This is a genomic window from Enterococcus sp. LJL98, assembly GCF_054871745.1.
The window spans coordinates 82,263-105,616 of record NZ_JBTXLU010000005.1 but is presented as its reverse complement, the minus strand read 5'-3'; the positions used below and the strand labels follow the sequence as shown (position 1 = coordinate 105,616).

The 23,354-nt window shown below is 42.1% G+C and carries 21 protein-coding genes; 3 read left to right on the top strand and 18 right to left on the bottom strand.

From position 1 onward, the window contains the following. Positions 1 to 17: 17 nt before the first annotated feature. The 17 genes from ACYSNO_RS05825 to ACYSNO_RS05745 form a co-directional block, all read right to left on the bottom strand. Positions 18 to 1,658, bottom strand: coding sequence for an ABC transporter substrate-binding protein (locus ACYSNO_RS05825; protein WP_461730137.1), 1,641 nt, complete (start codon positions 1,656 to 1,658; stop codon positions 18 to 20). Positions 1,659 to 1,684: 26 nt separating this feature from the next. Next, positions 1,685 to 2,521 (bottom strand): urease accessory protein UreD, encoded by an 837-nt coding sequence (locus tag ACYSNO_RS05820; protein WP_461730136.1) that lies wholly within the window; start codon positions 2,519 to 2,521, stop codon positions 1,685 to 1,687. A 1-nt stretch (position 2,522) separates the two neighbouring features. Next, positions 2,523 to 3,137, bottom strand: a complete 615-nt coding sequence (gene ureG, locus ACYSNO_RS05815) for an urease accessory protein UreG (RefSeq protein ID WP_461730135.1) — start codon at positions 3,135 to 3,137, stop codon at positions 2,523 to 2,525. A gap of 75 nt (positions 3,138 to 3,212) precedes the next feature. Beyond that, complete coding sequence (locus tag ACYSNO_RS05810) at positions 3,213 to 3,896, bottom strand: urease accessory protein UreF (protein WP_461730134.1); 684 nt, start codon at positions 3,894 to 3,896, stop codon at positions 3,213 to 3,215. A gap of 16 nt (positions 3,897 to 3,912) precedes the next feature. Further along, on the bottom strand, positions 3,913 to 4,362 hold the full coding sequence (locus tag ACYSNO_RS05805; RefSeq protein ID WP_461730133.1) for an urease accessory protein UreE: 450 nt from the start codon (positions 4,360 to 4,362) through the stop codon (positions 3,913 to 3,915). A 76-nt stretch (positions 4,363 to 4,438) separates the two neighbouring features. Then, complete coding sequence (gene ureC, locus ACYSNO_RS05800; RefSeq protein WP_461730132.1) at positions 4,439 to 6,160, bottom strand: urease subunit alpha; 1,722 nt, start codon at positions 6,158 to 6,160, stop codon at positions 4,439 to 4,441. Then, positions 6,160 to 6,495, bottom strand: coding sequence for an urease subunit beta (gene ureB, locus ACYSNO_RS05795; RefSeq protein ID WP_461730131.1), 336 nt, complete (start codon positions 6,493 to 6,495; stop codon positions 6,160 to 6,162). Before ureB ends, ureC begins: the two co-directional genes overlap by 1 nt. A 26-nt stretch (positions 6,496 to 6,521) precedes the next feature. Continuing rightward, complete coding sequence (locus ACYSNO_RS05790) at positions 6,522 to 6,824, bottom strand: urease subunit gamma (RefSeq protein ID WP_461730130.1); 303 nt, start codon at positions 6,822 to 6,824, stop codon at positions 6,522 to 6,524. A 13-nt stretch (positions 6,825 to 6,837) separates the two neighbouring features. Further along, on the bottom strand, positions 6,838 to 7,356 hold the full coding sequence (locus tag ACYSNO_RS05785) for an AmiS/UreI family transporter (protein ID WP_461730129.1): 519 nt from the start codon (positions 7,354 to 7,356) through the stop codon (positions 6,838 to 6,840). A 325-nt stretch (positions 7,357 to 7,681) separates the two neighbouring features. Next, the gene (locus ACYSNO_RS05780) at positions 7,682 to 8,218 is read right to left on the bottom strand and encodes an FUSC family protein (RefSeq protein ID WP_461730128.1); all 537 of its coding nucleotides are present in this window, start codon (positions 8,216 to 8,218) and stop codon (positions 7,682 to 7,684) included. 235 nt (positions 8,219 to 8,453) lie between these two features. Then, complete coding sequence (locus ACYSNO_RS05775) at positions 8,454 to 9,191, bottom strand: adaptor protein MecA (protein WP_461730127.1); 738 nt, start codon at positions 9,189 to 9,191, stop codon at positions 8,454 to 8,456. A 170-nt stretch (positions 9,192 to 9,361) separates the two neighbouring features. Next, the gene (gene spxA, locus ACYSNO_RS05770) at positions 9,362 to 9,760 is read right to left on the bottom strand and encodes a transcriptional regulator SpxA (RefSeq protein ID WP_461730126.1); all 399 of its coding nucleotides are present in this window, start codon (positions 9,758 to 9,760) and stop codon (positions 9,362 to 9,364) included. Between the two features lie 177 nt (positions 9,761 to 9,937). Beyond that, positions 9,938 to 11,665: an ABC transporter ATP-binding protein gene (locus ACYSNO_RS05765; RefSeq protein ID WP_461730125.1), complete on the bottom strand. Its 1,728-nt coding sequence runs from the start codon at positions 11,663 to 11,665 to the stop codon at positions 9,938 to 9,940. A gap of 404 nt (positions 11,666 to 12,069) precedes the next feature. After that, positions 12,070 to 15,255: a DEAD/DEAH box helicase gene (locus ACYSNO_RS05760; RefSeq protein ID WP_461730124.1), complete on the bottom strand. Its 3,186-nt coding sequence runs from the start codon at positions 15,253 to 15,255 to the stop codon at positions 12,070 to 12,072. Between the two features lie 14 nt (positions 15,256 to 15,269). After that, on the bottom strand, positions 15,270 to 18,380 hold the full coding sequence (locus ACYSNO_RS05755; RefSeq protein WP_461730123.1) for an AAA family ATPase: 3,111 nt from the start codon (positions 18,378 to 18,380) through the stop codon (positions 15,270 to 15,272). Further along, the gene (locus ACYSNO_RS05750) at positions 18,362 to 19,510 is read right to left on the bottom strand and encodes an exonuclease SbcCD subunit D (RefSeq protein ID WP_461730122.1); all 1,149 of its coding nucleotides are present in this window, start codon (positions 19,508 to 19,510) and stop codon (positions 18,362 to 18,364) included. Before ACYSNO_RS05750 ends, ACYSNO_RS05755 begins: the two co-directional genes overlap by 19 nt. Positions 19,511 to 19,656: 146 nt before the next feature. Then, entirely contained in the window at positions 19,657 to 20,274 is a 618-nt protein-coding gene (locus ACYSNO_RS05745; RefSeq protein WP_461730121.1) for a lysophospholipid acyltransferase family protein, read from the bottom strand. A gap of 215 nt (positions 20,275 to 20,489) precedes the next feature. Between ACYSNO_RS05745 and ACYSNO_RS05740 the strand changes: the two genes are divergently transcribed. The 3 genes from ACYSNO_RS05740 to ACYSNO_RS05730 are packed head-to-tail and all read left to right on the top strand — an operon-like array spanning position 20,490 to position 22,706. Continuing rightward, the gene (locus tag ACYSNO_RS05740; RefSeq protein WP_461730120.1) at positions 20,490 to 21,227 is read left to right on the top strand and encodes a tRNA1(Val) (adenine(37)-N6)-methyltransferase; all 738 of its coding nucleotides are present in this window, start codon (positions 20,490 to 20,492) and stop codon (positions 21,225 to 21,227) included. Further along, positions 21,217 to 21,486 (top strand): GIY-YIG nuclease family protein, encoded by a 270-nt coding sequence (locus ACYSNO_RS05735; protein ID WP_461730119.1) that lies wholly within the window; start codon positions 21,217 to 21,219, stop codon positions 21,484 to 21,486. The genes ACYSNO_RS05740 and ACYSNO_RS05735 overlap by 11 nt, the downstream gene beginning before the upstream one ends. A 17-nt stretch (positions 21,487 to 21,503) precedes the next feature. Beyond that, positions 21,504 to 22,706 (top strand): cation:proton antiporter, encoded by a 1,203-nt coding sequence (locus tag ACYSNO_RS05730; protein WP_461730118.1) that lies wholly within the window; start codon positions 21,504 to 21,506, stop codon positions 22,704 to 22,706. 33 nt (positions 22,707 to 22,739) lie between these two features. Here the strand turns inward: ACYSNO_RS05730 and efp are convergent, their stop codons facing one another. Continuing rightward, complete coding sequence (gene efp, locus ACYSNO_RS05725; RefSeq protein ID WP_461730117.1) at positions 22,740 to 23,303, bottom strand: elongation factor P; 564 nt, start codon at positions 23,301 to 23,303, stop codon at positions 22,740 to 22,742. Positions 23,304 to 23,354 lie beyond the last annotated feature (51 nt).

The following is a 23,354-nucleotide window of genomic DNA, read 5'->3' as shown; positions in this document are numbered from 1 at the left end:
TCGTAGAATCTTTCATTTCATGACGACCAGCTCCAATCTTTAATGTTTTGTACAAAGGGCCAGGAAGTGCCATGTGGATGGAGGGCTTGTTTTCCAATGTTCAAACCATCCTTGACAAAGTATAAATGACGGGCATTAATTAACCAGACCCATGGCACGTCACCACGCATCGAGGTGCCGGTCTCGCCGTTCCATTGCGCGTCCTTAAATCCTTGATAAGCGGCTTCTTCGGTATTCGCTTTTAGCGCTTCTTCAAAGAGTTGATCCACGACTGGATTTGAAAACCCTTCTGGATTGTAGTAATCATCTTTTAATTTGTTGGCGCTGTCGAATAATAAATAACTTGTATAAGGATTGCTATCGCCCCAGCCCATTAACACGGCTTGGGTAAACATTTCTTGTGAGATTTCTTCCCAACTTTTACCAATCACCTTGACCTCAATGCCTAGTTCTTTCGCTTGATTGGCAAAGGCCATCGCTACCGTTTGACGGTCCGAATCTTCGGCTAAGTATAATAAGTCAAACGCCGCTCGTAACCCATCTTTTTCTAAAATCCCATCTTTGGCATTTTTCTTCCAACCATCTTGTTCTAGGAGTTCCTTAGCCCAAGCTTGATCTTCTTCAATTTTGACCTCCGGATTATTCCAAGGCAAGCCATCATTTTCTGAATAGGCTGGATCCGCATAGCCGTGCATCGCTTCTTCGGCTAACTGCTCGCGATTCACCCCATAAGCTAAGGCCTGACGAATCGCCAAGTTCGAAGTTACCGCGTTTCCAACCGGTGCGTCTGATTGACTCAATTTTCCCGTGTTTTCAGACATTGGCAGTGTCACCCCACGGTTGTCCATCGTTTTGACTTCTTCCAGACGCATTCCCGCAATTGGTTCTTGATTGGCGTAAACGGCAGAAGTCACTGCAGCATCGACTTCACCTGCTTGAGCTGCGGCATACGCAGCATTTTCATCCATGAACACAAAGGTGACACGTTTAATACTCGGTACCTTCCCATAATAATCTTCATTCGCTTCCAGAATGATCTGCTCCCCTTTATCCCATTGGACAAATTTCCAAGGACCCGATCCGATGGGATGCTCTCCATAATCGGTAGCGTAATCTGCTTTAGGAACAATGCCCACGGTTGAGATGGTATTCATCAAGGTCGATTGATTTTCGCTTAATTCAAAAACCACTTGCTTGTCCGTTGCCGCATACACTTTTTCCACTTTCGATAAATTCGCTGCGCTAGGTGTCGCCTTGAGTTCCATAAAAGTAAAAGCCACATCTTCGGCAGTCACCGGCTTGCCATTGGTAAATTTCGCATCTTCTCGTAAATCGAAAGTCCAACGCTTGCCATCTGGACTTTTTTCCATTTTTTCAGCCAAATCATTTTCAAACGTCATCTCAGGTGTCATTTCAATCAAGGTACTTTGAATAAGAGGGGACGTACCATAGCCCCAACCCATAATGGGATTCAATCCCGTTTTCGGTTCACTCGTTGCACTTAAAGCGACCACAACGGTTTCTTTTCCTCCAGCCTCTTTTTCCACTGTCTTACCTGTTTTTTCTTTCGCACATGCCGTTAAAATTCCTAACGATAAAACCAGAAAAACGAGCATACGTAACGGTTTTATCTTTCGTTTCCATACACCAACACCCATCAAAATCCCCACTTTCCTTTTTTGACTTATGCCAAGTTTTTTCTTAATGCTAATTTTGGTGCCTGCATAATTTTTCCACGTGAGAAATCAACACAATCGTGAATGACCTGTTGCAGTTCTGGACTGGTATTCCCCAGCACGCGCAGGACAAAGCCGTTGACTGCTAAGCGAGAAATTCCAAAGGTCACCGTAGGATGTTGATTTTCAATCACTTCACGTAACTCTTCAATAAACGCTTGATCAATCGATTGATCGAGAACGAGTAAACTCGCAAAGTTCGAATACCCTTCTAAAACCCCTAACTGTTTCATTTCGAGTGCTTTCGGTTCTAAGTACAATTGATCGAGATAGATGAGTTGACCGTCAATACGGACTTTTGTATCCATACGTACCGAGTCATATTGAAAGGGCAATTCATCTGGTGACCAACCAGAGGTCAAACCATCGCTATAAAAAAGCGTGGCACTCGACTTCATATCAATCCATGTTTCTTGGGAGAATTTGGCATTCTTATAAGGGATGACTTCATCAAGTAAACATTCTAAAATGGCTGCTTCTTCTAAGATTATTTCAGTTACTTGGGTTGTTAACCGCTGATTGTCACACTTGTAAATATAGGTAGGGGCTTGACTACTCACGATACCACGCGTGTTTTCTTTCATATGAATGCGACCATGGTAGTGTTCGCCTTCCACAAACCCGCCTCCCATCGAGATTAAAAAATGACAGGGAATCTCTTCCTCATTTAAATCGATGCGTGAAGATATTTTTGATTGCCCCGTCCCATAAACGACTTCACTTACGGTTCGACCGTTTCGATTGCTCATCACCAACTCGTATTCACCATCATATTTTTTCTTCATTTTAGGCATCCAATCCTTTCAGCAAGCAATAGGATTCAATCCAGTCTTCCACTGCTTGAATGCCTTCATCTGTTTTTAAATTGGTGAAAATAAAGGAGTCTTCTTTTCGGAAATTCAAAGTGTCTTGCTTCATAATTGCTAAATCTGCACCCACATACGGCGCTAAATCAATTTTGTTAATGATAAATAAATCACACTTGATCATTCCTTGACCTGCTTTTCTGGGAATTTTTTCTCCTTGAGCGACGTCAATAATATAAATGGAAAAATCAACTAGGTCGGGACTAAAAGTAGCTGCTAAGTTATCGCCACCACTTTCTAAAAAGATAATATCTAAGTCGGGATAGCTCGCTTTTAAGCGATCAATCGCAGAAAAATTCATCGATGCATCTTCCCGAATCGCGGTATGCGGACAACCTCCCGTTTCCACGCCAATAATGCGCCCTTCTTCTAATACTGAATTTGCTGCCATGAATTTGGCATCTTCTAACGTATAAATATCGTTCGTAATCACGCCAAAGCTATATTTACCATCCATTTTACGTGTTAAACGTTCAATTAATAAGGTTTTTCCTGAACCAACCGGTCCACCGACACCAATCACTACTGGTTTCATTTTGTTTCCTCCTCAAGATTTTAACGATTTATTTTCTTTGCTCTCCAAAGTCGTCCCTTCTTTTTCGAAGCACGCTTAGGACATAAATAGACGAAACGTCTGTGTTTCATGATTCATTTGAGCGATTTCAATTCCTGGAACACTCGCCCCTAAGTAAGAGGCATCGAGTGTCGCAATTGTTTCAATAACTTCTTGTAAAACAGGAAAGGACGCTTTGACAATTAATTGCCCTGATTTTTGTCCTAATGGGACCGTTCGCACCGCATTTTGAACCATCGTTGAAACAATGCTATAGCCATAGTAATAAATGCTTTCTTGGGCCGAGATGCCCTTTTCAAACAGAAACAAAGCAAAAACCACCGCAGGGTTTCCAACCGCCTTTTTTTCTTGAATGGCTTGTTGATAGGTTCGCAACAAAGGACTGTCAGACAAGTCTAAAACCAAAGTCAACATTTGTTGGGCAATCAAAAGACCTGCTTCTCGTGTCTCCCGCGCTAAAGTCGCCGCATATAATATTTGATCGTATTGCCAAATGTCGTCGAATTTTTGTTCTTCCATTGCTTGAAACACCAGCTGAATAATGAATCCTTCGCCATAAGTAAACTGGGTTTTTAAAAAGACTTGCAACCACGATTCAAAACTTTTGGCATCCGTGATGGTGTCATTCACTAAGTAATTTTCCATTCCGTAAGAATGATTAAACGTACCAATCGGAAAAGTTGAATCGCAAATTTGAAAGACCTCTAATTGTTGAACCAATGGATGAACTCCTTGATTAGTGCGCAAAATTCGCATGCCTTAATGCTTGAGATAACACTTTTTCTTCAATCGAAAAATCAATGTTTTGCTTTTCAAGCATTTGAATAATCACGGGATCGTATTGTAATAAAATTGTCCCTTCTTTCACATCAATGGGCTTATGGCTGTTCCCCAGTAAATGTGCAATTACTCCCATTTCATCTATGTCTTTTGGCTGAATGACAATCAGCTCTTCAGGTAATACCTTAATGAAAATAATCATCGTTTCATCCATGAATAAAATGGCGCCATCCGTTAATTCTTCTCTTGGATCACTTAATTGAATGCCGTGATCGACATCCATATCGGTGGTCACTCGTAAAATTCGTTTGGTTAAATCTTCGCTTGGTAACCAGATGGTTTCCATTTCACGGTCATCACCTAAAGAAACATCAGCAATATTTCCTATAATTTTCGTAAAAATCAATCGTTTTCATCCTCTCTTTCTTCATGAAAACCAGATAAGCGAACCTTCGCTTATCTGATTTCATTCAATTCCTTTTTTAGTAGAAGTAGTAGCGTTGTGCTAAAGCCACTTCATCGGCCATCTCACAGGTGATTAACTCGCCATCAATTTCTACATCATAAGTATGCGGATCGACCGTTAAGTTTTTCGGTGAGTAGTTGTTTAAATGCATGTCGCGTTTTGAAATGTTACGGGTATTTTTCACCGGTAACACATTTTTTTCTAAACCTAATTTTTCTTGAATCCCATCTTCGTATGCATAGTTGGAAACAAACGTCATACTTGATGAACGTCCTGTTTTCCCAATGGCACCATATAACATCCGCATGAGACGAGGTTGTGGCGTTGGCAAGCTGGAACTTGCATCCCCCATCACACCGTAAGCAATGACACCACTTTTAAGCACCATTTTTGGTTTTGTACCAAACATTTTTGGTTCCCAAAGAACTAAATCGGCATATTTTCCTGTTTCAATTGAGCCAACGTACTCTGAAATCCCGTTCGTAATTGCTGGGTTAATGGTATATTTTGCAACGTAACGTTTAATTCGGTTGTTGTCGCTAAATTCTGTGTCTTGTTCCAACAAACCACGTTGATGTTTCATTTTATTTGCTAGTTGCCAGCAACGCATCGCGACTTCCCCGACACGTCCCATTGCCATCGCATCGGAAGTCATGATACTTAACGCCCCCATATCATGTAAGACGTCTTCGGCTGCAATCGTTTGTTTTCGAACACGCGATTCCGCAAAAGAAACGTCTTCCGGAACTTTTGGATCCAAGTTGTGACAAACCATTACCATGTCGAATAATTCATCAATCTCATTTAGGGTAAAGGGATTGGTTGGGTTCGTGGAAGATGGCAGCACGTTATCGTGTCCAGCAACAACCATAATATCTGGCGCGTGTCCACCACCTGCTCCTTCAGTATGGAAGGTATGGACGGTTCTTCCGCCAAAAGCATCTAAAGTATGGTCAACAAAACCACCCTCATTTAACGAGTCGGTATGCACAGCCACTTGAACGTCATATTTGTCTGCCACTCGTAAAGAGTAATCAATCCCTGACTGCGTTGCGCCCCAGTCTTCATGGACTTTAATTCCCATGGCACCGGCTTTCACTTGTTCAGTGATTACTTCTTCTGTCGCACCGACACCTTTTGCAAAAAGACCCACGTTCACTGGAAGTGCTTCCGTTGCTTTTAGCATGCTCGCCATATTCCAAGCACCTGGTGTTGCAGTTGCAGAGTTGGTGCCATCAGCTGGCCCCGTTCCCCCACCAATTAAAGTCGTAATCCCATTATCTAATGCCGCTTCTGCTAATCCTGGGGAAATAAAATGCACGTGTGTATCTAAGCCCCCAGCGGTTACAATTAAGCCTTCCGCTGAAATGGCCTCGGTACTTGCACCAACGACAAAGTCCACGTTATCCATGTTATCGGGGTTTCCACCTTTCCCAATCGCATAGATTTTTCCATCACGCAACCCAATATCGGCTTTATAGATACCGGTATAGTCAATGATTGTCGCATTGGTAATAATCGTATCCACAACCGTTTCATTGGCTTCACGCGTTTCTGTCGCGCTGACACCCATTCCGTCACGAAGGACTTTCCCGCCACCAAACTTACATTCTTGACCTTTCACCGTTAAGTCTTTTTCAATTGCCGCAAATAAATCGGTATCGCCTAAACGAACACTATCACCGACTGTCGGACCAAACATTTGTGCGTAAGGTTTACGCTCGATTTCAAAACTCATTAGTTGCCCTCCTTCATTGATGCTTTATCTAAATAACCTTCCACACGGTTATTAAAACCAAAGACGCGACGTTTGCCACCAAAGTCAATCAATTTGACTGTTTTTTCTTCACCTGGTTCAAAACGAATCGCGGTACCGGATGCGATGTCTAAGCGCTTTCCATAAGCTTTTGCCCGATCAAATTTCAGACCTTCTTCATTCGCTTCAAAGAAATGAAATTGTGAACCGACTTGAACGGCACGGTCACCTACATTTTTTACACGAACATCAATTGATTCATAGCCTTCATTACAGGTAATCTTTCCTTCACCTAATTTAAATTCTCCTGGAATCATTTTCTTGCCCCTTTCATCTACTTGTTTTATTGAATCGGATCGTGAACGGTCACTAACTTCGTCCCATCAGGAAAAGTCGCTTCGACTTGAATCATCGTAATCATTTCTGCGACACCTTCCATCACATCTTCTTTTGTTAAAAGACTGCGACCTTCTTTCATTAACTCAGCGACCGTTTTTCCTTCACGTGCTCCTTCTAAAACCAAGTTTGTAATTAACGCGACACTTTCTGGATGATTTAAACGAATCTTGCGATCACGTCTTCCTTGAGCGACCATCGCCGCTAAAGAAATCATCATTTTTTCTTGTTCTCTTTTTGTCAGTTGCATGTTCTTCCTCCTATCATTTTGGCCACATATTTAGTAGCATTAAAAACCCGGGAATCCAAGCGGTCACGATACCTTCGATGACCGATAAATAGCCAACTGATTTCCCAAGATCTTTTTTCAACACGTTTTCGATAAAACCGGTTAACCACAAAATACCCCATGCAAACCAGATGATACCGTACCAAGAATTGCCGCCATAACCGTAAAAACATAGAATCCCTGCTGGAATCGCATTGATTGCTACAAATAAGCTGTACCAACCATATAAGCGCTGATCGAGTCCAAAGAGATTATTAATTCCAACAAATAGATAAGTAAAGGCGAATAATAAACCCGTCGCACTTGCGTAGAAAAAGGATGCGGGTTTTGAAGCAATCACGCCATACGAAATAGCTACGATGTTTAAAATGAGACTTAAGCTTCCGGTAAATAAGTTCATTACTGCCGCAGACTTATCTTTCATGTTGTAAATGGTGGCAATCCCGTTGTTAATTAAAACCATGCCGACATATAAAAGAATGACGCCTAACATTGTACTTCCCTCCTAACATTTTTTTATGTGAATCAATGATTTGACTGCTGTGTCTATTTTTTCTTCGAGACACAGAATAAACATGAAACAAATTTTTTGTTTTGTTTATCGTCGGCTTCCTCGATTCATCTGATTTTGTAACCCGACGAAACGAAAGGAATCTCCATCAGTACGCCGATTACAAAACTTATTTTAGCGAGGTTTCTGTGACAGAAAACTTCGCTTCATGTCTTTTCATCCGACAAATACTTGTGACGTTACACACATGTCTCTTCAAAAAAAAGGCTTGATGCCCTAAAAAAGCGGACAGCAAGCCAAATGGGGGTTATTTTTTTGATCGACGATGTTTCATGCTTCTTTTAAAATCGCGTAGCAAGTGTTCCTTTTTCGGCGCAATAATCCAATTGACTGCAATGGAAAAAACGAGACCGACTAAAGTCGCAAGAATTCGGTGAAAGACGTAGGCCTTATCATTATTCGGTGCAACAACCAAGGCCATTGTAATAAAACTCATCACCGCACCACGCACTGTAATCGGTGATTTTTCACCTCCAGAAAAAACGACAATAAAATAAACGAAGAAAGGTAAAAAATAAATTTTCCACTCGCTAAAAAAAGGAAATTTGATCACCAAGTATAAAAAAAGCGTACCCGATAAACAACCGATGATGGTCCCCAACAAGCGATAGCGAATGTAAATCCAAGAATCGACCGTTTTTGATTGAATGCCAAAAATCGCATTCGTCAATGTAATCAACATCAAACTGCCATTTTCATCATTAAAAAAAGAGTAATACATCGAACTTAATAAAACGGCGATTAAGATTTTAATCGTGTTTTCTTGTGTAAAATAAAACTTCACTGCAAACTCCCTCCCTCACTTAAAAGGTCTTCGCGGACGAATCATCCTTATCTTAGCTGATTTTGACGGAGCCTTTCGTCGTATTTCTGTCCGCAAAGCAGAAGGTCGAACTTTGTTAAATTGCACAAAAAAAAAGAACTGCAGCTACTGCCACAGTTCGACCTTTTCTTGCTTTGATTCTTTTACGCTGTGCATTTTGAAAGGCAATCGCAGAAAAAAACGATTGCGGTCAGGACTAATCGGTTAAAAAGTATTGTCTGATTGTCCCAATTGCATCTTGTGCCATGAGCACTTGGCCGTGTTCTAGCAAAACATCTGCCGTTCCTTCACTCAAACGAGCGAATTCAGCTAAGTGTGCCACCTTGTTTTTAATCTCTAACTCAGAAGCTTCCGGAGAAAAATGAACGCTTAAGTAGTAGTGATTGTCCATCGTAACCAGGTTGGTTTCAACGTCGTCAAGCGTCACTGCGCCAGCTAAATAAACACCTGCTTCAAAATTCATTAATTCAAAAACATAGGCGCGACGAATTTCTTCTTTTTTCGCTTTCGATTTTGCCTTTTGATCGAGCGCTTGCTTTTTCGCCTTCTTATTGGAGCCTTTTTGATCGACCGCTTCGATCATTTGGTCCAACATTTCTGCTTCTTCTTCGGTTTCATCTTGTTCTAAAAATGAAAGCAAGCCTTCTTCTGAAAACTGCTCTGAAAACAGGTTGTAGGCATCGATTTCCTCTGCTGAAATATTTTTGCTAATAAATAATTCTAAGCCATCACCATTTGGTAGCACTTGGAAAGTGACTGCTTCACTGCTCTTAAAATCACCATTGACATCCACTTCTTCTAAAATACTGTAAAAGAAGTTCTCAATTTCTTGTTGGTTACCGAGCAAATCAATAAAAGTGAAGCCGCGAGCAGCTAAGTCTTCGCTTCTAATCAATACTCGAATCGTATTTTCATTAATATGTTCCATTTCCATTTTTTAGCTACACCTCACTTTATTTGTCATTCTATTTTATTGTAACGAAAGAATTTTAAAAGTAAAGGAAAAACAGTTATTCGACTTTTTCCCTTTGAGGATTCTTTCTTTTTTTTGATAAATTGAAAAGAAGGCGAGACTAGAACGTCACACCTTCTCAAAAATATTGTTTATAGTCCGGACATCAACTGGGCCTGACGCAACTCTAATTGACGAACATCTCTTGGTAAAAAGCGACGAATTTCATCTTCATTGAAGCCAACTTGTAGTCGTTTTTCATCGACCATAATTGGACGACGTAACAAGCCAGGATTTTCTTGGACGAGTTGTAATAACTCTTGTAAAGGCAAATCATCCAAGTCCATATTCAACTTTTGGAAGACTTTTGAACGAGTAGAAATGATTTCTTCCGTTCCATCTTCGGTCATTTGTAAAATCGATTTTAACTCCGAAATATTTAACGGTTCCGAAAAAATATTTCGCTCAACAAAAGGAATTTCGTGCTCCTGTAACCAAGCACGGGCTTTGCGGCATGACGTACAGCTTGGGGAAGTATATAGTGTCAACAACGTGCATCACTCCTTTTCTTATTCAAAAAACAAAAGAACAGCAACCTAGCAATGTTTCATTATTCTATTTATTATACAGCAGTCTTTTGATAAATACTAGACCCTTTTTGTCTTTATTGCAGAAACTGCACCTTATTTTTTGACTTTTTTAAACTTTTATGAATCATTTTTTCTCATTTATTCCGCAGTCTCTTCGTGGAATTGGGCCTCATAAAGATTGCGATAGGGACCGTGTTGTGCCATTAGTTCCTCATGGGTCCCTTCTTCTAAGATTCCCTGATCACTCATCACAATAATTCGTGTCGCATGCTTAATGGTTGCTAAGCGATGCGCAATAATGAGGGTCGTCCGCCCTTGCGCGAGTGAATTCAATGACTCTTGAATGACGGTTTCGGTTTCGGTGTCTAGCGCAGAAGTCGCCTCATCCAAAATCAAGATGGGAGGATTTTTTAAGAACATGCGTGCAATCGCGACCCGTTGCTTTTGCCCACCGGATAATTTGACGCCGCGTTCGCCGACAATCGTGTCTAGCCCCTCTTCCATTTGAGCGACCACTCCCGATAAGTGCGCAAGTTGCATCGCATGAATGATTTCTTCTTCCGTCGCATCTAATTTCCCGTAAGCGATGTTCTCACGCATCGTGCCCGGGAATAAGAAGACATCTTGTTGCACCGTGCCAATTTGATGACGCAAGGAAGCTAAGGTCATTGCTTTGACATTGATCCCATCAATCGAAATGGTGCCGCCTGTTGCTTCATAAAAGCGGGGCAATAAGTTACAAAGCGTCGTCTTTCCTGAACCACTTTGTCCAACGAAAGCGACTGTTTCTCCCGGTTCAATATTCAGGGAAATACGATCCAAAACTTTCGTATGGTCTTCATAGGAGAAGGAAACATTCTCGTAGACAATTTTTCCTTTTAATTGCTCCACCACTTGTGCATCTGGTGCATCGACAATCGTTGGTTTTTTGTCTAACTCTTCGGTTAAACGTTTAAACCCGGCGATTCCTTTTGGATAGCTTTCAATCATCGTATTCACCTTTTCAATGGGACGTACGAAGACATTCGACAACAAAATGAATCCGACAAATTGCCCATAAGTCAGTTCGCCCTTAATCGTGTAGTAGGACCCAAAGATCAGTGCGAACAAGTTAATTAAGCGTATCATAAAATAGTTATAGGAAGAACTAAAAGCCATGACTTTATAAAAGACAATTTTTGAACGGCGATACAATTCACTTAAATCAAAGAACCGTTTCTTTTCAAATGCCTCGTTGGCAAAAGATTGGGTCACCCGAATGCCGCTGACTGCCGCTTCCACTCCTGAATTAAACTCACCTAAGTTATCGTAAATCTCGGTGTTTACATGCGTCATCTTCTTGTTAAAGAAAACTAAGGCAAACATAATCAAAGGAATGAGCGCAAACGTAGCCAGTGCGAGTTGCACATGCATTCGTAACATTAAGAGAAAAGCCCCGACTAAAGTCATCACCGTAATAAAGACATCTTCGGGTCCATGATGAGCCACTTCTGAAATCTCAAACAAATCCGTTGTTAGGCGACTAATCAATTTCCCAGTCTTTTGGTTATCGTAGTATTCAAATGATTGATGTTGCAAGTGATTAAACAAATCATTACGCATGTCCGTTTCGATATTGACTCCTAAAACGTGACCATAATACACAACAATATACTGTAGTAATGTATTAATCAGATAGAAGATTAACAAACCAAAACTCGCAAGCAACACATAGCGAAAGTTATTTTGTGGCATAATTTGGTCGATGACTTGATTGACCGCGATTGGAAAAGCTAACTCCAGTACTCCTGCTAAGATGGCACAACAAAAATCAAGTAAAAACAAGCCCTTATAAGGGCGATAATAGCTAAAAAAACGTTGCATCAAATAAAAAACCCCTTCCTTTTTTTCACCTTCTTATTTAGTATAACAGATTTCCAAGACAACGAAACAGCTGACTGGTATTTTTTTCTTTTTCCAAACATGAAAAAATGACCGACGTTCGCACCTCAAAAAAACCTCAAACGGATAAATTGTAGGCAACCAAAACAAACACGAATCAGGAATGAAGCCTCATGGACAATAATACGAGAAAGATGCTTGGATTAACAGACGAAAATATTACTTTCTGGCGATTTTTCGCAGAAGAGCGCCAGGTTCTCTCTCTTTTTTCAAGCCTACAAAAAACGATAGAGAAATCATTCCTCTACCGTTTCCAACGATTATTTTTACTCATCTCGGGTCCATCCACACGATTTGACGAACAACCAAAAAGAGAGCCTTTACGAGCCTCACTCGTTGGACGCTTCGCCGACACTTAAAATCAAACGAATATCGTCTTCCGTTAATTGTTGGAGCTGGGTCTCATTTCCTTGAATGACTTTTTGGAACAATTCGCGTTTTTCTTGTTGCAAAGCTTCCATTCGTTCTTCAATCGTTCCTTCGGCGATCATGCGCCAGACTTCGACCACTTTCTTTTGCCCCATCCGATGCGCACGACCAGCTGCTTGTTCTTCAACAGCTGGATTCCACCACAAGTCATACAAGATGACTGTATCCGCTCCTGTGAGATTCAGACCCGTTCCCCCTGCTTTTAATGAGATTAAAAAGACTTCCTTCTCACCGGCATTAAATGCATTCACCATTTCTACTCGATGTTTCGGTGGCGTACTCCCCCGTAAATAGAAGGTGGAAATGCCCATTTGATTCAATGTTTCTTCTAAAATGCTTAACATCCCGGTAAATTGTGAAAACAACAAGATTCGGCGTTTGTTTTTAATCGCCGTTTCAATCAAATCTTTGGCTTGTTCGAGCTTGCCAGAAGACCCTTTGTAATCTTCTAAAAACAAGTGGGGATCGCAACAAATTTGACGTAAACGTGTTAAGCCAGCCAAGATTGAAATCCGACTCTTCCGGAAAGTCGCGCTATCCATGCTTGAAACTTCGGCCCGCATTTGTTGCAAGTAAGCCAAGTACACCTTCTTTTGTTCTTCCGTTAGGCCGCTATAGTAATTGCGTTCAATTTTTTCCGGTAAATCTTGCAAGACGCTTGTTTTATCTCGGCGTAAAACAAAGGGTTGAATCATCCGAGCAATTTCTTCGGTCGTCAGTTCACGATACTTTTGGCGACTTGGGAAAAAACCTGGCATAATCAGTTGGAACAAGCCCCATAGTTCCTCTAAGTTATTTTCAATGGGCGTCCCACTCAAGGCAAACTTTCTTGGAATAACTAACGATTGTAGTGCTTGCGCTGTTTTCGTGTAACTGTTTTTGACCATTTGCGCCTCATCCAAAATTAAATAATCAAATTTTTGTTCTTGATAAATGGAGACGTCTTGACGCAAACTCGTATACGAAGTAATAAAGATTTCTTGCTCAGTGGCTAGTAATTGCTCGCGCTCTTCTTTGGTTCCATGGACAACTACGCTTTTTAAATCAGGCGCAAACCGCTTAAACTCTTGTTGCCAGTTGTAGGTCAGACTGGCAGGTGTGACAATTAAGGTTTGGATTTTGCCCTTTTCTTCCTTTTCAGACAGTAAGAACGTAATCGTCTGCAGTGTTTTTCCTAAACCCATCTCATCGGCTAAAATGCCCCCAAAATGATAATGACTTAACATTTTTAACCAACGAAAACCCTGAATTTGATATTCACGCAAGTCTGCTTGAATGCCTTGAGGTAACGCGGCAGCAAAACTTTCGGGTTGAATTAAATGCTGGGTTAAATCTTCAAAGCGATGGCTAAGATTTGCTTGCTCGCCTAATTGCTCTTGTAACTGTAACCCCTGATATAAAGGGACTTCAAAGGTCGCAGAATCACTACGCAATTGGGCTCGAAGTTGTTGCAGCATCTGGCTCGTTTCTTGAAATCGATCGTCAGTGAGCGATAAGACTTTGCCATCTTGTAAGGTATAAAAGGCTTCTTGTCTTAAAAGGCTTTGCAAGATGGCTTGCACTTCTTCTTCGTCAATACCAGAAATATCAAAAGAAACATTCAACCAAGAATCTTCTTGGTCGACTGCAATTACTGGCGCAAAGTCTTTCCCATCAAGGTAGAGTTCACGTAATTTTTTCCCTAAATGTACCTTGCCTAATTGACGAAAAACCGGTACTTCATGGGTAAAGAATTGATACAATTGCGTGCCTTTCGGAATCGGTTTTTGCCATCCGCCTTGTTTTCCTTGCTGAAAGTCAAACTGTTCCAGCAATTGAGCCACTCTTTTTTCTCCTTGATAGTCGCGTAAGACCTCGGGAGCATCGAGCGGGAGATAGGTATAATCGGCATGGGTTGAATAGACAATTTCACCATAGCGAAAATCAACACGCACATCAATCATCCCTTGTTTACGACGGAAATAAAAAATCATTTCTAAAGGCGCTTCACTAATGGCCGCATAGACTTCCGGGGCAATTTTCACCTCACCGATTTTACGTAAGAAGGGCAACACTTGACGAAAGAGCAAGGACAGTTCTGGTTTTGTGTAAGAAATCTTCGGACCTTCCAACCGTTTCATTAGTTGCATCGTCGTTAAATAGACTTCCAAGGCTTCCGTACTTAACGAATAGACTTTCTCACCTAGCATGCCCCACTGATAGGCTTGATACAACTGATCAAAGCGACTGTCTTGAACCAATTCGAAGCCTTCATCGACTGCTTTTAAAGAAAACGACAAGGGAATGGCTTCTTCTGTAAAAACCAGCGCTTTTTTGCGTCGCTCGTCCGCTTGAAAAAGAAAATCAACTTCTTGCATTTTTTCGAGTAGTTCTTTCCCCTCATGTACAGGCAACAAAAGATACTTTTTATCAAGCTGCCCGTTGACTTGTACGCCTATTTGCCCCAATAGTTGTTGGGTTTGAGCGATTTGCACAAGACGAGCCAAGAGGTCATTTTCTGCCGCTGTAAAAGCCTGCGGATGCAAATAATAACTGCCCTGTTTAATGCCATTATAGATTTTTGCTTCATGATACACTTGTAAAAATTTATAAATATTACGAATCACGTATTTCCGACCCGTTTTTTCACCTAATTTCAAACTAACCCCTAAAATAGCGAATTCTTTTCGATAAGGATTCGTTGCAATTTGATCGACTTGGCATTGAATTTCTAAAGGAACCACTTGAGCCAAGGCCTGTTGTTCCTCCTGCAAGCGATAAAATCCTTTGGTAAACATTTCCGAAGGGGAAAAGGTCGCTGGATTTTTGGCTTGCCCTCCTTGAATTTGTCGCGTCAACCCTTTTTGTCGTAAGTACAATTCAACGGCCACCGTGTGTTTACAAAAATGATGTTCTTCCCAATAAGGACACTGGCAATAATCTTCTTCTTTCGCCGTGGCATCCAGATCAATGCGATACAACTCACTGCCGAGCACTTCTGCGCGCCAGACTTGATTTTCTGCATCGGGAACTGCCGATAAGACGCGATTTTCTTTTAAGTAATCTCGTCCTCGTTCAATGATTCGTTCGGGTATACTCCACTTCATCCTTATCACTCCTCCTATCCACTGATTGTTCTCGTTCGACTTTGACCGGCACCATTGGTTTCAACAAGCAGTTGCTGATACACACGTTCTTTTAATTCACGCACATGACTAATAATGCCAATCAAGCGTCCTTCTTGTTCAACCATTTCGAGCGCTTCTAAAGCCATTTCTAAAGACTCCTCATCTAACGAGCCAAACCCTTCATCAATAAACAAGGCCTCAATCGCAATCCCTCCAGCTTGTTGTTGAATCACGTCGGCTAAAGATAAGGCCAAAGCCAAGGCGGCAATAAAGCTCTCACCTCCCGACAAGGTCTGTGAACGTCTGGTCGTTCCCGCATTGTCATCGTAAATATTGATTTCAAGACCGGTCGAGTTGCGGTAACTGCCTTTTTCTTCCGCGATGAGAAATTGGTAACGGCCACGAGTGAGCTTGACTAGCCGCTGATTGGCTACTATCAAGACTTCTTGTAAAAAGGATTGCAATAAATACCGTTCCAAACTTAATTTTTCTGAATTGTCCCCACGTAAAGTGGCAGACAAGTGTTGCAACTCTCCGAGATCGTCTAAGGCGGTTTGATTTTTTCGCCAGAGTGCTTGCAACTGTTCAATTAAAGCGGCATTCCTCGTTTGTTGATGTTTTTGTGCCAGAATGTTTTCTTTTTGTTCTTCCATTTGGGCTTTGCCGACAAGAAAGTCTTGTTCCAATTGCGCCAAATCTGGCCAAGGGATCGTTTTTAACGCCTCGTCTTCAGCCAACCGGCGTTGTAAAATCGTCCATTCTTCTTCATAGGCAGCAATTTTTTCAAGAAGTGTCGGTAAAGTAGCTAGTGAGGGAACTTGCGCCCGGAGTTGTTCTTCCGTTAGTTCTTCCTCGTATTGAGCCAAACGTTGGGCTAACTGTTCCTCTTGCAACGCGTTTTGTGCTTGCAATTGGGCCAACTCACTTGCCCAGACGGTTTGTCGTTCGGTTAAAATCAAACCTTCTTGCAAGAGGCTTTGCCCGGTTGCTTCATGCGTCTCAATAGCGGCTGCTAACTCCTCAATCACTTGATTTGTAGCCTCTTGTTTTGTCGTCAATGTTTCAAAGGTAAAGCCATCCAGCTGCTTGGCTAAGCTAGCCAAAGCGCCTTGTTGTTGCACTTGTACTTTTTCTTGCGCTTCTTGTTCTTTGATGAGCTGTTCTTTGACTTGGCACTGTTGTTCGTAAGCCAGCCGTTGTTGCTCGATTTTTTCAGTAAGTGCTTGCTGCTGCTCTTTTTCAGTCGAAAATTGCGTCCAAGCTTGTTGATAAGCTTCACGGGGGGTGAGGCTGGTCGATAAATCCAAACTCTTTTGCAATTGAGCCAATTGCGCTTGTCCCTCAGCAGTGCGTTGTGCCACTTGCTGATTTAAATGCTCTGCTTCAAACGACCACTGTTCGATTTGTTGTTGGCTCGCTAAGCAACGTGCGCGCGCTTTTTCCCAAGTCTGTTCGGCCAACGCAACGGCTTCTTCATTGATCCAATCGGCCGGTATTTCATGCAGTCCACCTTCTGTGACCAGTGGATGTTCTGTTGACCCACAGATGAAACAAGGTTCACCTGGTAACAATTTTGCCTGCCAATGCGCAATTTGTTTTTTCGCATAGTCACTTTGACATCGCTTAAAGTCCGACTCTTTTTCAAGTAAGTCTTGTTCTTCTAGTAAGAGCTGCGTTTGTTTGTCTTGCACCTTGGCCGACTTTTGCTCCCACGCTGCCAACAATTGCCGACGCTGTCCTTCGTTTTCTTCCCAACGGGTCACTTGTTCTTGTGCTTTAGCTAAATTGATTTCCGTTTGTGCCAGTCTTGTTTGATCTGGCAAAGCAGACACTGAAACTTCTAAATCTACTGAAAGTTGTGCCAATTGTTGCGCAATTTCATTGATTTCTTCCGCCTTTCGAGCAATTTTTTGCCTTACCTGCTCGTTTTCGATTTGGCTCTGGGCCCACTCGTTTGCAATCGGCAACAAGCCTTGAAGTATCGCTTGTTCTTCGCGTTTTTCTTTTAAGACTTGTTGTTTTTCAGCAAACAAGGGAATGTGACTTTCCCATTGCGCTTGGGTCTTTTTCAAAACGGCTTGTTCCTCTAATAGCGCTTGAAGATCCGCTTCTTTTGCCACTTGTAACTGGCGATTTCTTGCGATTTGTTCCAGGTAGGGTTGGTCTTTTTCTAATCTTTGTAAAAAAGAGACGCTTTTTTTAGCCACTTGAATCGTCGTTGCTTCTTGCTCCAACTGTTCAAACGCGACCAATCGTTTTTGGTAAGCGACTTTTTGCTCGTTGATGCTTTGGCCTTGATAAAAAGCTTGTTCTTTTTCTGCGACTTCTTTTTTTAAGCGGTCTAAAGATTGTTCTTGTTCCCCTATCTCTGCAGCCAGTAAGGCACCGTCTTGCGCCCAAACGGTAAATTGTTCCGGTAAGGTTGGACAGCTCACCGCTTCAGCAAACCATTGATATTGTTCCCCCAGCGTCTGAATTTGCTCGCTTTGCTTGTCCAATTCTCGCTTTTGCTCGCGTTGCGACTCATGCAACCATTCAGTCATGCGTTGGTATAAGACCGTCCCAAAGACATTGCGTAATAATTTTTCTTTTTCGCTACTCGAAGCGATCAGGAAGTTACGAAATTCGCCTTGAGGTAAAAGGATGATTTGGAAAAACTGTTTCGCATCCAATTGCAGCAAATCCTTGATAAAGGTATCCACTTCACCGACCTTGGTGATTTGCTTTTGCTCTTTCATCGCTGCATCAAAAATCGTCAACGAAACTTTCGTACCGTGCGTCGTCGTGCCGTCGCCTCGTTTTTTGCGTAAGACTTGTTCCGGTGAACGTTCGATTTGATAAATAAAATGTTGATGTTCAAAGGTAAAACGGACAGTCGTCATGTCATCAGGTGAAGCAAACAACGAACGCATTTCACTGCCTTTTCGTTGCTGTCCCGTTGTTTCACCAAACAAGGCATAGGTCATACTATCAAAAATCGTCGTCTTCCCTGCCCCGGTTTTGCCACTAATTAAAAAGAGCCCACTTGCTTCAAAATCACTAAAATCAATGGTCTCATCAATAAACGGTCCAAAATTTCGTAAAACTAATTGACGTGGTTGCAAGCTGAATCCCTCTTTTCTGTTTCATTGGCTTCTTGCAAGCCCCTTGCTAGCCAAGCCAGCTGTTTTTCTGATAAAGCTTCACCCGTCATTTCCGTAAAGAAATTTTTGGTTAATTCCTGGGGTGATTGTTGCTTTGTTCGTTGGGTCAAAGGTTTGGTCACCACTTGATGCCCATGCGCGCGTTCAACTGTTAAGACATAGGGATAGATTTCCCGCAGCTGTTGCATCATATTCGGAATCACGCCACGATCGGTAATGGAAAACTGCCAAAAAGCGTCACGATCAAGGGTTTGATAGCGCGCAGGATCAATTAATTCCGCAAAAGAAGCTTCAAGCGTACGCATTTCTTGTAGAGGAGCCAGTGGATGAAAGACCGGTTCCATGTCTGCCGTATCGATAAGAAAGACCCCTTTTTCGTCATTGACTTCCGATAAGGAATATTTTAACAAGGAACCGCTATAGCGCACCTTACCTGAACCAATAGCATTTTTTGAATGCAAATGCCCTAAGGCAACATAATCAAAAGCCTCGAAGGTTGCTGGCGGAATCGCATCTAACCCACCGACTTCTAGCGGTGTCTCAGAATCGGTTCGTAGACTTCCTGCAACAAAAAAATGGGACACCAATACTTGCTTCTTCGTTGGATCAAAATGTTCTTGCATGGCCTCGACCACGCGTTGTACACTCGCACCAATGCTTCGTAAGGAATCATCTTCAAAGTACAGTCGCGCTTCAATCGGTTCAAAATAAGGCAATAAGAAAAATTGCGTATCGTCAAATGTCACTGGCGTAAAAGCTTGCGCCAAGGTCGTATGTAAGTAAAAATCAGTCGCTTGATACCAAGGATTCCCCGTTGCTAGTCGGGTACTGGAATCATGGTTACCAGAAATCACGAGTAAAGGTAGCTTTTCGATTCGATTCATCTGGATAAATTGTTGATTTAATAAAGCCACCGACTCAACCCCCGGCACAGAACGATCATACAAATCACCCGCAATCACGATTGCATCCACGGATTCTTTTTTTGCTAACGCGACAATCGCCGCCAGCGCCGCTTCTTGCTGACGCAGCAAATCGTAGCCGTGCAGCTTTTTCCCAATATGCCAATCGGCCGTATGTAAAAAACGCATGTTACCCCTCCTGAAAAATCTTCTTCCCCCCATTATACCACTAAGGGGAAGGTGGGGAAAATATCTCGGTTAAAAAAAAGCGTTTGTTTATTGAAAAAGAAAAAAGCAAAGGAATTCTTTCGAAAAAGAAAAACCTTTGCTTACTCCTACTCGACTTCATAACGGAAATCTGGGTTCACCGCATGATCCAAGCCATCAAAGGCTCCTTGCACCCGTTTTTCCACTTCCTCTAAGCCTTCTGCATTTAATTTTTTGATATCCGATAAATCAATTGGCTCGCCAAAGCGAATCACCACTTTTTTGCGTTTAAACAAATCTTTTAAGGTAAGGGGACCTTGATAAACACAAGGAACCACTCGAACTTTCGCCATTTTCGCAATCATGGCCATGCCACCTTTTAACGCTTTTGAGTGACGGGTACCACTTGGGAACATAATCAAGCTTAGATCGGATTCTTTTAAAAGCTTCACTGGCGTCTTAATCGCACTTGGCCCTGGTTTTTGCCGATTCACAGAAAAAGCATTGGCATTTTTTAAGATAAAACGTAAAAAAGCATTTTTAAATAATTCTTCCTTTGCCATGAAAGCAAATTTTTTCGGACGTGCAGCCACGGCCATATAAAGAGGGTCCCACCACGTACGATGCGGAGCAACTAAGATGTAATTCTCCTCTTTGGGCAAGGCCTCTTTATTTTGAATTTCAAAGGAGCCATTCACGAGCCAAAGAACCACTCGAACAACCCCGCGCATAAAAGTAAAAAACATTCGCTTCTCCCTTTCTTTCCTTCTCATGAATCTTCTTTAAGTATGCAAAAAAATCGCCCTTTTAACAAGCTTTTTCCACGATTTCTCATCGAAGATTTGCATTCTGGTAAAAAGTTCGAGAAAATTGCAAAATTCTTCCCCCTACCATGCAGACTTTTTGTAAAAATTTGGTAGAATAAGAAGCAGTCAAACTGAATTTAAAGGAGTTTTTATCCGTGCAATTAAATGAACACGAGCGTATCGACCAACTCTACGCCGAAAATATTCAAATCATTCAAAGTTCCGAAGTCTTTTCTTTTTCACTAGATGCCGTCTTATTGGCTGATTTTCCCAACATTCCTAAAAAAGGCACCATCGTGGACCTTTGTTCCGGCAATGGGGCCGTCGGTCTTTTTGTCAGTCGGAAAACACAAGCCCATATTTACCAAGTCGAGCTGCAAGAAAAATTGGCAGACATGGCGCGCAGAAGCATCGCCTTAAACCAATTAGAAGCGCAGATGACCGTCTACCAAATGGACTTAAAAAATAGTCTCGAAAAAATCCCAAGTGATTCCGTTGACTTACTCTTGTGCAATCCGCCTTATTTTGAAAATGAACCACAAGGTCGAAAAAATCCAAATCCACACCTGGCCATCGCCCGACATGAAATTCATACCAATCTTGACGAAGTCTTGGCCACGTCTAGCCGCTTGTTGAAAATGAACGGGCGCTTGGCCATGGTTCATCGTCCGGATCGTTTTTTAGACATTTTAGCCAAAATGCAAGCCCATCGAATTGCGCCAAAAAGAGTTCAATTCGTCTATCCAAAAGAAGGCAAGGATGCCAATATCTTACTGATTGAAGGAATTAAAGATGGCAAGACTTCCGGTTTTAAAGTCTTACCACCGATTTTTACCTACGATCAAAATGGCGAATACACCCCGATTGTCAAAGAGAAATATTATGGAAAATAAAGCCCATTACTTTTACGTCTTACAATGTCGGGACCAGTCCTTTTATGCAGGATACACAACCGACCCGACACGGCGGCTCAAAGAACATAACGACGGCATCGGCGCCAAATATACCCGTTTAGCCAAGCGGCGTCCCGTCACTTTGATTCATCAAGAAATTTTTGATTCACGTAGCGCAGCCATGAAAGCCGAAGCCGCCTTTAAAAAATTGACCAGAAAACAAAAAGAAGCGTATTTGAATGAGGAAACACAAAAATAAAAAACTGGAGGTTCCCCATGTTATTCTCTCTCGCACTCATTTTTTTAATTGGAATGAGCTTAGGAAAAGTGTTCACGCTCCTTCGACTCCCACCGTTACTCGGTATGTTGCTCACCGGAATCTTACTTGGTCCCTACGTCTTTGACTTACTCGATCCGACCATCCTCACCTTATCGACCGACTTAAGACAAATTGCCTTAATTATTATTTTGGCGCGTGCGGGTTTAAATCTAGACGTGCAGGATTTAAAAAAAGTCGGACGTCCCGCAATGCTGATGTGCTTTGTGCCGGCTTGTTTTGAAATCATCGGAATGGTCTTGCTGGCGCCTAAGTTTTTAGATCTCAGTCTCTTAGATGCCGCCATTTTAGGGACCGTGATTGCAGCGGTCTCACCGGCCGTCATTGTTCCACGCATGCTCAAACTCATTGAAACAGGTTACGGCACACAAAAAAGTATTCCGCAAATGGTCATGGCTGGCGCTTCCGTTGATGACGTCTTCGTGATTGTCTTGTTTACTTCCTTTACAACGGTGGCCCAAGGAGGAAGTTTTTCTGCCACGCAACTCTTATCGATCCCCTTGGCGATTCTTTTTGGCATCTTAGGAGGCGTCTTAGTCGGAAGCGCCCTCACTCGGTTCTTCACGGCCTTTCATTTAAAAGATACGGCCAAAGTCCTTGTGATTTTGTCACTGGCTTTTTTACTGGTCACACTCGAGCAAGGACTCACTACAAACGTGCCTTTTTCTGGTTTACTGGCCGTGATGGCTCTCGGAGCAACCATCCAACAAAAAACGCCGCTTGTTTCCAAACGCATTTCAAGCAAATTTTCCAAGCTTTGGGTCGGAGCGGAAATTTTACTTTTCGTTTTAGTCGGTGCCATGGTCGATATCCGTTATGCCTTTCAAGCAGGTTTGATTGTAGTGGTTCTCATTTTGGCCGTCCTCCTCTTTCGAATGGCTGGTGTTTTCTTTAGCTTACTACGAACCAATTTAACTCAGAAGGAGCGACTCTTTACCGCTTTTGCTTACACGCCAAAAGCCACCGTCCAAGCGGCCATTGGTGGCTTGCCACTTGCGATGGGACTGGCTAGTGGTGAAATCATCTTGACGGTGGCTGTTGTTTCTATTATTTTGACTGCCCCCCTTGGCGCCATTTTAATTGATCGGACTTACAAAAAATGGCTGACCAAAAGTCCTCCTGCTGACTTGAAAAACAAGTAAAAAAAAGAAGACTGCGAGGTCTTCTTTTTTTACTTATTTTCCAGCACGCTTCACGTAAGTTCCTTCAGACGTGTTGATTTCTAATAATTCCCCTGCTTCAATAAAATCAGGGACGTTTACAACCAAGCCGGTTTCCATCGTTGCTGGTTTTCCTGAACCCGTAACTGTCGCACCTTTGATTGATGGTTGTGTTTCTGCTACTTTTAATACAACCGTTGTCGGTAGTTGAATTCCAATGACTTCTGATCCGTAGAATTGGATTTTCACTTCCATGTTTTCTAAAATGTATTTCATTTCCTCTTCAATGTTTGCCACAGGAATTTCATATTGGTCGTAGGTTTCTAAGTCCATGAAGAAGCCAGTATCGTCCATCGTGTACAAGTATTGTACGGTTTTGGTGTCAATATGTGCTTTTTCAAACTTCTCATCCGGACGGAAAGTCGTATCATACGTAGCACCCGTACGTACATCACGGAGTTTCATACGCATGACTGTGTTTCCTTTACCTGGTTTGTGGTGGCTTGCATCCAATACTTTAATTAATTTTCCATCTTGAATAAAAGTCATTCCAGCTCTTAAATCGACTGCTGTTATCATATTTGCTATCCCCTTCATGTAAAAAAATCATTCGCTTCATTTTAGCAGAAA